The organism is Ruegeria sp. EL01 (assembly GCF_900313035.1).
GTDB lineage: Bacteria > Pseudomonadota > Alphaproteobacteria > Rhodobacterales > Rhodobacteraceae > Ruegeria.
In genome coordinates this window covers 151832-163307 of sequence record NZ_OMPS01000016.1, presented here as the reverse complement: position 1 = coordinate 163307, position 11476 = coordinate 151832, and the positions used below count along the sequence as shown (strand labels likewise).

The 11476-nt window shown below is 54.0% G+C and carries 9 protein-coding genes; 5 read left to right on the top strand and 4 right to left on the bottom strand.

The window, feature by feature from the left end:
• Together D9K61_RS27290 and D9K61_RS09060 are read left to right on the top strand one after the other, a co-directional pair.
• A partial coding sequence (locus D9K61_RS27290) for a hypothetical protein (RefSeq protein ID WP_216825775.1) occupies positions 1–188 on the top strand: 188 nt, incomplete at its 5' end.
• Positions 189–420: 232 nt separating this feature from the next.
• On the top strand, positions 421–1107 hold the full coding sequence (locus tag D9K61_RS09060; protein WP_120632911.1) for a hypothetical protein: 687 nt from the start codon (positions 421–423) through the stop codon (positions 1105–1107).
• 60 nt (positions 1108–1167) lie between these two features.
• On the opposite strand, the gene D9K61_RS09055 is transcribed toward D9K61_RS09060, so the two are convergent.
• The gene (locus D9K61_RS09055; RefSeq protein WP_162946819.1) at positions 1168–4479 is read right to left on the bottom strand and encodes a hypothetical protein; all 3312 of its coding nucleotides are present in this window, start codon (positions 4477–4479) and stop codon (positions 1168–1170) included.
• A gap of 413 nt (positions 4480–4892) precedes the next feature.
• Between D9K61_RS09055 and D9K61_RS09050 the strand changes: the two genes are divergently transcribed.
• On the top strand, positions 4893–6227 hold the full coding sequence (locus D9K61_RS09050) for a hypothetical protein (protein ID WP_162946818.1): 1335 nt from the start codon (positions 4893–4895) through the stop codon (positions 6225–6227).
• A gap of 118 nt (positions 6228–6345) precedes the next feature.
• Positions 6346–7215, top strand: coding sequence for a transporter substrate-binding domain-containing protein (locus tag D9K61_RS09045; protein WP_120632908.1), 870 nt, complete (start codon positions 6346–6348; stop codon positions 7213–7215).
• An 849-nt stretch (positions 7216–8064) separates the two neighbouring features.
• Here the strand turns inward: D9K61_RS09045 and D9K61_RS09040 are convergent.
• The 3 genes from D9K61_RS09040 to D9K61_RS27825 are packed head-to-tail and all read right to left on the bottom strand — an operon-like array spanning position 8065 to position 9480.
• Positions 8065–8631 (bottom strand): hypothetical protein, encoded by a 567-nt coding sequence (locus D9K61_RS09040; protein WP_120632907.1) that lies wholly within the window; start codon positions 8629–8631, stop codon positions 8065–8067.
• A gap of 51 nt (positions 8632–8682) precedes the next feature.
• Complete coding sequence (locus tag D9K61_RS27830) at positions 8683–9192, bottom strand: IS5 family transposase (protein ID WP_371688467.1); 510 nt, start codon at positions 9190–9192, stop codon at positions 8683–8685.
• The gene (locus tag D9K61_RS27825) at positions 9193–9480 is read right to left on the bottom strand and encodes a transposase (RefSeq protein ID WP_371688466.1); all 288 of its coding nucleotides are present in this window, start codon (positions 9478–9480) and stop codon (positions 9193–9195) included.
• 158 nt (positions 9481–9638) lie between these two features.
• Here D9K61_RS27825 and D9K61_RS09030 point away from each other — a divergent pair, with 158 nt between their 5' ends.
• Complete coding sequence (locus D9K61_RS09030) at positions 9639–11330, top strand: thiamine pyrophosphate-binding protein (protein WP_120632906.1); 1692 nt, start codon at positions 9639–9641, stop codon at positions 11328–11330.
• Positions 11331–11476 lie beyond the last annotated feature (146 nt).

Here is an 11476-nt window from a genome sequence, read left to right as displayed (position 1 = left end):
CAGCAGGCACCGGACCAGTCGTTGCGGCCACTCCACCGAAACCCACGTTGCAGCAGGCCAATGGCAACAGCAAAATGACGATCCCGCGGCATGGGCCCAGAAAGATCAGCTGGCCGGCACGGATCGGTGTCGTCAGCCTCAAGCGTCATGGCATCCGCCAACCAAGCCTCGAGCCACTATCCCCATAGCAGCGAAAGCCGCCCGCGCTTTCCTCCTTGTCAGATTTATCGCCGCTGCAGCTCACGCTGACAGCAGCCACAAACCTTAGACTTTGCTGACGTTAGTGTTTGGAAATCAGATGTCCGCTTAGATAGACGCCGGTTCGCGTCGAAGTATCAATTTTGTGCACGGCGGTTATCACTGCTCTGACGCTCTTGGCATCAGCATTCAGACCAAAGTCGATTGTGGTGTGAATAATAAATGGCCATGTTGTTCAACATGTTGCCGCGTTTGAAACACGTGTTGTCTCAATCCACCCTCTCAATGAGGTTCTTTGCTTTCGGCTTTTTTGTTATATTGGGCGTGGCTCTTACACTGGGATCATGGGCCAGCAAGCGAATTGAAGCCGGTGTCACAGAAAACTACGGTGCGGCGACGGCGCTTTATTTTGAAAGCCTCCTTCCGCAACTTTCATTCCTACAAACCACTTCAGATTCATTCTCGGAAGAAGGTAAAGACGAATTACGTCGGGTCTTCGTTGATGGCGCACTCCAGACACACGTTGTTACTTACAAAGTGTGGGCGCGGGATGGGACTGTTCTCGCTTCGTTTGATCCTTTGCTCGAAGACCGAAAGTTTCAGATCTCTGCTGCGCTGGCGCAAGCCTGGCAAGGGCACGTTGCCGCTGAGTACGACGTAATTCAACTGCATGATTTGGCCGATGTTGCATCAATAGAGTTGCCGTTGCTTGGCGTCTACGTGCCGATCCGCAATGTCGTAAGCGGCGAAGTTGTCACCGTTATGGAATTCTATCGTCGAGCTGAGGGTCTGCTCGAAGAGCTCGTACAGGCACGCCGACAAACTTGGTACATGGTTTCGGCTGTATTTCTCGTCAATGGTGTGCTGCTGTTTGGCATAGTTCATGCAGGTAAGAGTTGTGTGCTTTAGTGCATTGTTGGCTCTGGTCCGAGGCGTTCGGCTCAGGTCTCTCAATTTTTGCAATAGAACCTAGTTGGCGCCCGCCAGAGTCACCAGGGCAAACGCGCTCTGAAGGGCTGAAGCGATACCGATTATCGTCGCGTAGCTCAGCAGTGCGGGAACGCCGTAGATTGATCTGAGGGATGTCCATGAAGCGCCCTGACGATGGATGCTCGCCAGATCGAACGCGAGTGCACCAACGGCCAGAAGAAACAGTCCGATCAACAATATTCTGCTGAGCAGGATCTTGAAGGTTTCCAGATCTATCTGTGACCCCCCGCTCCACATCCCATCAAGCGCCACAGGGATCACAAGAATAGCTGATAATACGGCGCCCTTGGTAAAACCGTCGTTACCATGAAGCCGATGGAACAGACCCCCAAACACAAAGCCCAGAATCGGCCAGAACAACAAGGCACGGACGATGGACTGAAGCTGGGAGAACGCACCGCCCTCAGAGATCGAAAGTTCCACTCCTGTCGCATCTGCGCCGCGCAACAACCATACCCACCATTGGCCGCCATGTTGACCAATGGGGCCAAATTCGATGGCACGGGTGACATCAAAAAGCAAAGCGTAAATCACGCCCAGCCCCATGCCCAGTGTTGCGTTCGAAAGCGGCGTACCTCCTGGTCCATTGTTGAGAAGTTGCGCTTTCGCGACCCGCAGTTCACATCCCAGAGCGATTTCTTTTTGAGATCTGATCTTATCAACCTCTGACTTTCTTTGCTGAAATGTGTTCCAATCGATTTCACCTTCGGCATATTGCACTTCTTCCTGCGTGAGGCGCTTGTCCAAAAGAACATTGTCGTCAATCGCAGCCACGAGGTGATTTCCGAGATTGTCACGTACCGAGCTGGAAGGCGGTTTCATTACGTCTTGCTGCAATCCGACCATGTAGACGCCAAATCCCGCCACCGCCGCCGCCAGCGCATTCACAAAAAAATCGCCGTCATGGGCCGATATGGAGGTCACATAGCCCGCGAGCGTCGCGGATAGCATCAGTTCAAGCGACGGATCTTTGGCGAATTCGCTGCCAGGTTCGACGCGGCGTACGCATCTGAAGAACAAAACTGCTGGGATGGTCAATGCTGCTAGCACGGCGATATCATGAAACTGAACAAGAAGTTGCAGGGTCGCCTTGCCAAAAGCCGTTGAGCCATTAGCAAGCGGACCGAATGCCGGAGCCGCCAGGATCGTAGCCAGTACTATAGCAAACAGCTTCAAGGTGTTCGAATTGACCTGTGCTTCGGGCGGGTATGACAATGCCCTGCGAAGCACCACAGAGTAGCTGTGCACAAAGATAGTCATTACGGCAAGATAGCCCAGACAGGGCAGCAGCATGGCGGACAATCCCAGCACCCTGGCTGCGCCCCAGTGTTCAAAAACCGGATGCGGCGTGTCCGACAACGCTCCTATCAAACCCGTCGCGCCTGTGAGGGCGGGGATAACGGGCAGAATAACAACAATCAGCGCACCGATCAGCGCGCCAGGTTTGGCAGAACGCTCATCAACTGTATTCCTGAGAAACCGGCGCAGCGCCCAGCGGGCATATGCGGTGCTGACCAGAATCCAGATTGTCAGCATCAGCAGGAGCGCTGTTGTCGGCCGTGTGTCTTGTGAAACTGATTGTTCGATCGTTGCAATCCAGTTCGGATGACGCAACATTGTCAGCGTCACTGAGGCAAGAACCACAAATCCGATGGCGCGTATGAAGCTAGCCAACCAGGCCTTGTCCTGCGTTCTTAATCCACTGGTGCCGCCGATCTTGTGGCGGGCAACCGGGGTCATGAGCGTTGCCGCCAAAACACCCAAGGGTATGTAGTCGATCGCGGTCGCTCTGAGAACGCCGCCGCCAGGTGCCCTGAGCGCCGGAAACAACGACAAGATCCACTGCGCTGCCGACAGCATGAGCGGTTGGGCTGCGATCGTCACAACGTAGATCGAAAGAGCGATCACCGGGAACAAGATGGTCCGGTCCGCACCTTGCAACGCGAAATAGCCGACCAGAGCGATCACAAGAACCGGCAAAGCGGCAGCGAGACCCAATGAGAGAACATGCAGCGTTTCTGGAACTTCTCCACTGATACGGAAGGCCAGCGACAAGATCGTAGACGAGTTTTCAGCCTTGGCGGACTCTATTTTGGCAGCGCTCGCCGCGATGCCCCAATCGGAGATTCTCAGCCCCTTTGTTTCACCGTAGCGACCATTCCAAACGACCGTGTTCTCATCGACGCGCGCTTCCGGCAACGGCCCTTCCGATTCAAGCAGGGGGCCCGCGTTCTCAATGGTAAGCCGGTCGCCTTGCATAGCGAGAAAGTTACCGGGATCAAAGACTATGGGTCCGATATCAAGCGCGATATCGCCTTCATAGGCGAAACAACCCAGCGCGCCCTGCCTGGGCACGATCCTGGCCATGGTCAGAGCATCCCCGACCTGAAACATCGCGCTTCTCTCGATTGAAAGACCGAAAACCCGGCGCAGCACTTCCTGTGGGGTCAGATTGTCCTGATCATCCTTGAAGGTGGATTGTAGCTGCAAATCCTTAGACAGGCAGATCCTGATTTCCAATCTCAGTGCATCTGGCTCTAGATGGATCGTCAGTTCGCGGTAAAGCTTTTTTAGTATCGTCGCCGTTGGGGCCTCTTTTTTAGTGGCGGCGATCGCATAACCTGACGAGGTGACCCCGCTTTCGCTGGCGCGTTGATAACAGGCATCCTGTTCCGCAGTTCCCGGTAGCAGCCCGCAATCAGAGGCGATCGCAACCGAGAAGGTCCCATCATCCGCTCTGTAGAGGCCGAGTGACTGCTCTGCGCGATAGGCGTCTGGCAATACGACCCAAATTTCGGATGTTGGATAAGTGGGGTTTGGTGTTACCGGAGGGATCAGGCCCTGCGCCCGCCTGTCCGGAAGGGTGTAGCGCGGGTATTCGATTTGCGTGGCGAATGGCAGCCGCGCCTCGCTTCCTTCATCCAAAACCACGAGACGGTTGGTGCCCTTGCGCAATCTCAGGGTCGCTTTTCCCAGATTGGTCGAACTGAAATCGGTGGCGTCGACAAGCCGTTCGTTTAGAAACAAGCCCGTCCGGTTTCCGCGTGGGATCGTGTACCAGATCTGGGTATCGCGCCCTTTATCGCAGGCGCTGCGAAAAATCGGGAAATCGGACGCGCTGCGGGTCAGCGCAACCGGCGGCATGAATGCGTTGCCGCAACTGTCCCTAACCAGCACGATCTGCGATACATCCTGTCGAAGCCCAAACAGGGATAGTGCGGTTCTGAGAATTGTCGTATGCAAGATCACAAAGGTCAGCAGGACAAGCGCCAGCCAAATGAAATTTGGCAAAATCCAACGTCGTTCAGTTGTCTCTTCTGCTGCCAAAAAATGTCCCCGCAGCGTGCTGACTTCAAAAATTGTCGGGTTCGTGCTATAGGTGTGAGTGTATCAGAGAAAGATACAACATGCTATTTAGAGTTTTAAACATATTCAAAGACCTGTATTTTGTCATACTCTCACTGTCCGTTCTGTCCGTTTTCGTGATACCGGGGCGTACTGTTTTTGCACAGCCAGATCCATGCACCGTTGTATTCGCACAAGAGCTGGATGAGAGAAAACAAGATTTATTTCAGATGGTTAGGCAAGATCTCGGGAGCGATACACCGGATCAGCTAAAGGATTCTCAACTCGCGGAACAAGCGCCTTATTGGGTCACCATCACAACCGGGCCTGCGCGGTGGGTGGATTGCAAGGCGAGAAGCGTGAACAAGTCGCTCTTCTTCCCGATCGGGCTGGTTCTGAGGCCGGTGTCACAACTTGAAATAGGTGGCGACGTTCACACGATTTTTCAAACCGAATATGGGTTGCGGGTTATTATATCTGAAGATGCGATTGCTCCGATCACCGAAGACGACGCCTATGTGTTTGCCAACGGAAACGCTGTTTACCAGGTTTGCAAACCCAACGACAGCGAGTGCGATGCAAAGCTTCCGTTGCAATGGTCCCAGTCGTCCGGCAGCCATTGGCCATATCTAAACGGCCGGTGGTCATATCTACACAGCACGGAAGTTCAGGTGATGCAGCAGGCACACGCCAATTGGGAGATTCTGCGCAGCCGTCAGGACGAGGCAGGCGCCGCACAACCCGGGCCGTTCTCGTCGGATTATCCGACAAGCTTTGAAGATGAAAGCGCCTGCGGCAGGCGGCAGGCGTATCTGTTTGCGTTGGGTGTCAAGCCAAACCTCGATGTGTACGGTCGTGGGGCAGAGTTCCCGAACCCGGTCCGGTTCCGCTATTGCTTTCGGGATCCGGATGGGATCATTCGGGCGGCGCCGGTAAGGACAGTCACCAAGGACCTGGCCGAGGCCATGTTTGGAAAGCTTTGGTCGGCGACGGCACCGACGCATCTGGATGGCCGCATTGATGGGGTGATTCGGCGCGCCTTCAATTTCAAAGGTACGTTCCTGACCAAGATCAGCTGCGGTCAGGAAGTACCCAAAGACCACAGGACCTATGGCTGGCTCGGCAGGGGCCGTGAACGTGACGGTCCGGTCAATATCAGCGACGAGATCGAACTGGATACCACGACCCGGCAACAGGCGTTTCACTACCGGACCTACCTCACTCATATGGGAAGGTCTGATTACGACTCGCTGTATGACGGTCCGATTTTTCACGACATCGAACTCGTGGTCGAATGCACTGCCAGTATGACACCATCTCACCCAGTCATGCTTCGCATCCATTATCCGCCGATATTTTCCAACGGACCGCTAGAGCTGAATGTGGTCAAGGTCGAAGCGATGTTCGACGCCCTGCTGGACAAGTACGGCACAACGTCAGATCGTGTCCGCAAACAAAGGCTGGACGGCGGAAAGCTGTTCCGGATTTGCGATTTCAACGAATACAGCATGTGGCGCGCAGTTCTGGGACAGGCGCTTAGGCAAAAGGGCAAAACCCAAGAAGCGGCCGAGAATCTGGGTGTTTCGATCGGAACGATGGCCGATCACCTCACTCATCTGATCATGGCCAGTGTCTTTCAGACCGGCGCCAAGATGAGAAGCAAGCAACGTCAACAGGGGACCTGTGAAACATGATAGTTTCAAGAGATTTGCCGATCAGACTTACGCTCGCCGGTCTTGCGCTCGCCTTTTGCGGCGGTGTGTATTCTCCGTGCGGTGCGCCAAGTATCCGGTTAGCGCAGAACGAGCAAGTATGGTGCTGTTGCGGCGGATGCTGCGGCTGGTCCAAGGATTGCAGCGTTATTCCTGGATGCACATCGTGTTAAGGGCCGTTTCAGTTGCGTTGTTGTTATTGCCTGCGATGGCGAAGGCTGACAGTGACGACCTCGCTTTGTGTTACCGCGAAGATGCCGCGCCGTTTTCCTATATTGACGATGCCGGAAAGCCGGCTGGATTTAGCGTTGATCTCTGCTTGCGCGCAAGCGAACACATGGGGCAGAGCAATCCGCAACTGATTGCGGTCAGCGTCGAAAATCGATTCGAGGAATTGGGCAAAACCTGTGATGTGCTGTGCGAAGCGACCACGATGACGTTGGATCGTCGCAAGGACATGGAATTCAGCCTGATCATCTTCGTAACAGGAACCGCACTACTCTATCCCCGTGAACTTCCCGAAAAGAATGACCAGAACGACGAGGTGCTGACCGTCGGTCTGCTGAGCGATACGACGACCCACAATAAATGGAAGTCGGGCAACCTGATCAGTGGGAGCACTTGGAACTTCGAATTCAAAAGTGTTCCCAGCCATGATGTCGCTGTGCAGGAGTTGGAAAGTGGGATTCTGGACGCCTACATCGCCGATCGCGAAATTCTGGAGGCGATATTGGAAGGATCACAGAACCTGCAGAACAAACTGCAGATCGGCCTCAGAAGCCTGAGCTATGAGCCATACGCGCTGGCTGTCCCGATGGGGGCAGACGATATTCGAATTCGAATTGATGAGACGCTGGTGGAGCTGTTTCGCAGCGGAGAGATTGACGACATATTGGTCGAGCACGTTCCAAACCGGCGCTTCGATCCGATTTTGGCCGAGTTGTTTCGGATGCAATCGTTACCTGATTAAGGCTGCGAGACCGCAGTTGGGGTGATCAGGCATTCGCTGGTTCAGTTGATTTGTTCTGTGGTGATATGAACCGTGACCTTAAGCCAGGGAAGTGAGTTGACTGATTTACCGGCGTTAAAAACCTGTAAAAAGGATGGCTTTCGGTAGGACTGGGTTGATTTGCGCGATCAAACCTATCTGCCGAACCTCTCGGTGCTGCGCAAAAGTGTTCAACTCGAACAGGGGGTCAGGGCCAGCAGCCGCGTGCGCTGCGCAAACAGGCCGGACACACGACTGCATCTGACAGACGCTCGTATCAGCTCAAAAAATATGTTGCTGTGTAGGAGCCATCCACACAGAACGTTCGGAAAGACAGGCGTCGTATGTACCAAAACAAGCTTTGTTTCTGACCGGTCTGAGCTCAATTCCGTGTTGCCGTAATTTGAACCGTTAGCAGCATCTGTCAAAGTGGGCTCAGCGCTGCCTTGCGGCGCCGCAGAGAACTGCTTTGCTCAGGGTATGACCAGGTCGACGTGGACGGCCCACAGCTGCCGTCCATCGGGATTATCAACGCCGCAATGCAGCTTCCCCAAAGCAGACCTTAGTTTTCAGACTACAGTTATCACCCAGCTCAACTATTACCTATTGCTCCTGTGTCACAGCACCACACTTTTTGGCTGCAATCAAAGTCGCTTTTCGCCTCAATGGTGGCGCAGGCGTTTCAAACTGATATCTTGACCGTTGTGGTACCAGTAGATTGGCCACATTCTCCGCGAAGAAAGTGGGTGTCAGACGAGGGATCATTTGAAAAACGCTTGTTGTAGCTATTTAGTTCAAATTCCTGTCACCGTGCACCTGAACGACTGGTTCTTAGCAGACCGCCAGCAAATCTCTTTTGTGTTGTGCATCCCTGATAAGGGCAGCAAGCCGATAGAAACCATGAGCCATCTTTGTATAGGGCGTCAGAAGGAAAAATGTCAGGACCGAACCCAGATGGATGGCAAGCAGTGCAGGCATCAATGCCGTTGAACCGAGGATGTAAAGAACAAGCCCACTAAGCCCGACAAACCCAAGCAGCAGGATAAAACCGATATCACCTCCCCACGCTGTGGGGTCGCCGAGATCGCGGTCGGACTTTTGCTTGAGGTACGCCATGGCTCCGCAACCCACCGTCAGCAAAACACCACCAAAAATCCCGAACAGTTTAGGCAAGGTCCAGAACCCGTAGGGTGCGTGCAGTCCAAAACCGTAATGCATAACCGTAGCGACTGAGGTTGACGCAAAGCACCGCAGGAAGCCATACATGATGGCTTGGTGAATGTGACGTCGAGCCTGGCTAGATCGGTCTTCGTCCTCGAAATTACAGCCCTCACCGTGACCTGCGGCAAGGTCCTGCATCTCACCGGCGTGTTTGAAAGCAGCCATCACGTCAAACATTTGGATGGGTTTGCCGCGAACCGTAACCCAGTAGCGCCTTAGGGTCAGGATTCATAACCAGTAAATGACTAGAGCCGCGAGTGCGATGGCTGATAGGTAGACCTTTGGACAACGGTCGTAGCGTGTTGCCACGCGCCTCCAATCCTTGAGCCTGCCAAACATGATCTCGATGCGGTTTCGCCGCTTGTATCTGCGCTTGTCGTATTTTACCGGCGTCTTGCGTTGCTTTCGGCCGGGGATGCAGGCGCGTATCCCTTTGTCTTTCAACGCCTCTCGGAACCAATCGGCGTCATAGCCACGATCACCGAGTAGCCAGTCCACGTTTGGAATGCTGCTGAGCAGAGCCCGAGCACCGATGTAGTCACTAACCTGGCCAGCGGTGACAAAGAGGTTCAAAGGCCGCCCTTTGCTATCACAGATGGCGTGCAATTTGGTGTTCATGGCGCCCTTGGTTCTGCCGATCAGGCGGCCACGCCCCCCTTTTTCGCGACCATACTGGTCGCGGTGCGGTGTGCCTTTAGATAGGTCGCGTCCACTGCCCGGCAGTTGATTGCAAAGCAATCAATGAGAGGGGATCATGACCGTCTTCTTTTCGCCGTGCCCGGCGGCGAGACCGGCCATCATCCGCGCGAAGATGCCTTTCTCTCTCCAACGCTTCCATCGGCTGTAAAGCGTCTTATGGGGCCCGTAGTCGCTAGGGGCGTCTCGCCAGCGCAACCCATTGCGATTGATGAAGACAATCCCGCTCAACACCCGTTTGTCATCAACCCGAGGCTTGCCGTGCGACTTCGGGAAGAAGGAGACGAGCTTCGCCATCTGCTCGTCGGTTAGCCAAAAAAGGTCTCTCATGTCACCGCTCCGTTTTGGGAACCGTGAATCACGCAGCGCAGCAAAAATCAATGCATCCTGACCCTAGTGCTTCGCAAGGTACCGCTGTTGCGCGAATCCGGGTTTCGCGCCTAGGCTAGTTGAAAGACATTTTTAGCATTCATAGTGGAGCGCGCGACATGACGTCAGAACGTTGGACAGTGGGGTCATATTTGGCTAAGCGGTTGCAAGAGGCTGGAATTTCGGACTATTTCGTCGTGCCGGGCGACTACAACTTGGTTCTACTTGATAAGTTATTGAGCAACCCTGATCTGCAAATGATCAGCTGCTGCAACGAACTCAACGCGGGTTATGCTGCGGATGGTTATGCTCGTGCGACCGGAGGACCTTCGGCAGCGGTCGTAACTTTTTCTGTAGGTGGTTTGAGTCTGCTAAATGCGGTTGCGGGCGCTTATGCGGAAGACATTCCGATGATCGCCATATCAGGTGGCCCCAACACGAATTCCGAGGCTGAATGGGAATATCTGCATCATACATTGGGCGAAGTTGACTACGGCTATCAGCGTGAGGTGTTTTCCCGTGTCACCGCAGAAGCGGTAATAATACACCACCCCTCTTTAGCTCCGGCGGCAATTGATCGGGCAATCGACACGGCAATGTTGCGCCGAAAGCCGGTGTATATTGAGATCGCATCAAACATCGCAGGTGCACAAACATCGGCCCCCGTACCCCGCAGTTTTGCGAGGCAGGTGACCAGTGACCCGAATTCCTTAGCGGCGGCCGTCAAAGAAGTGTCTGAGTTTTTGAATGCCGCGGACCGTCCGGTTCTTGTTGCCGGCAGCAAGGTGCGCGCTGCTCAGGCAGAAAACTCATTGCGTCGTCTCGCGACTGCGAGTGATTACGCCCAAGCATCGATGCCGAACGCCAAGAGTTTCTTGTCGGAAGCAAATGATAATTTCATGGGGATTTATTGGGGCCCTGTCAGCACACCTGGCTGCGGTGAGATCGTTGATGCCGCGGATGCGCTGCTGTTTGTGGGGCCAGTATTCACTGACTACACCACGACTGGCCATCAGCTGGGATTTGACGCCGGTAAAGCAGTAATGATCGACCCAAACTCAGTTCAACTCGGAGAGACACATTTCAGCAATATTCGTATGAGCGAGTTTCTAGACGCTTTGGCCGACAATCTAACTCCAAATAATGGAGCAATTGCAGCTTTTCAGCGAGTGGTAACTCCCAGGCATTTACCTCAACCTGGCGCGGCCGAAACACCCATTGCAGTGCGCCAGTTGTTTGCGCGCATTCAGAATATGCTTGATGGTGATAGCACCTTGCTTGTTGAGACAGGAGACTCTTGGTTCAACGGCATCGACATAGATCTGCCTGAAGGGGCGCGTTTCGAAATCCAGATGCAATACGGCTCAATCGGGTGGTCAGTAGGAGCGACGCTTGGGTATGCGCTTGGCCAAAGGGGTCGCAGGCTGGTCTCGTGTATCGGCGACGGATCATTCCAGTTAACCGCGCAAGAAATCTCGACAATGATCCGATACAATGCAGATCCGATCATATTTTTGATCAACAATGGTGGCTATACGATCGAAGTAGAGATCCACGACGGTCCATATAACACCATCAAGAACTGGAATTATGCTGGCCTGGTCGATGTATTCAGTGCTGGCGACGGCAAGGCATGGGGCTGCAAGGCAACAACAGAAGGTGAGTTGGACACTGCAATCAAAGAAGCACATAGCCGCGATGGGCTTTGCTTTATCGAAGTGGTGATTGACCGCGATGATTGCAATGTAAACCTGTTGCGTTGGGGAAACCAGGTCGCACGAAACAACGGTCGGGCAAACCGGTGTCGTTAGTGAGATTCAATCCGAACTCTAACGCTCCAAAGGGTCAATCATCCCGTGATCCCTGAGAGTGACATGGGCAGCCCATTGCCGTCATTCGACCTGTCGAAGTCGCAGCATATTTGATGACTGGTTGCGCTGCCCTCGGCAGGCACGGC

What these genes read in the sequence shown, in the direction of transcription:
- D9K61_RS09030 (WP_120632906.1), top strand. Translation starts at nt 9,639, where the DNA reads ATGACGTCAGAACGTTGGACAGTGGGGTCATATTTGGCTAAGCGGTTG.
- D9K61_RS09040 (WP_120632907.1), bottom strand. Translation starts at nt 8,631, where the DNA reads ATGTTTGACGTGATGGCTGCTTTCAAACACGCCGGTGAGATGCAGGAC.
- D9K61_RS27825 (WP_371688466.1), bottom strand. Translation starts at nt 9,480, where the DNA reads ATGAGAGACCTTTTTTGGCTAACCGACGAGCAGATGGCGAAGCTCGTC.
- D9K61_RS09060 (WP_120632911.1), top strand. Translation starts at nt 421, where the DNA reads ATGGCCATGTTGTTCAACATGTTGCCGCGTTTGAAACACGTGTTGTCT.
- D9K61_RS09045 (WP_120632908.1), top strand. Translation starts at nt 6,346, where the DNA reads ATGGTGCTGTTGCGGCGGATGCTGCGGCTGGTCCAAGGATTGCAGCGT.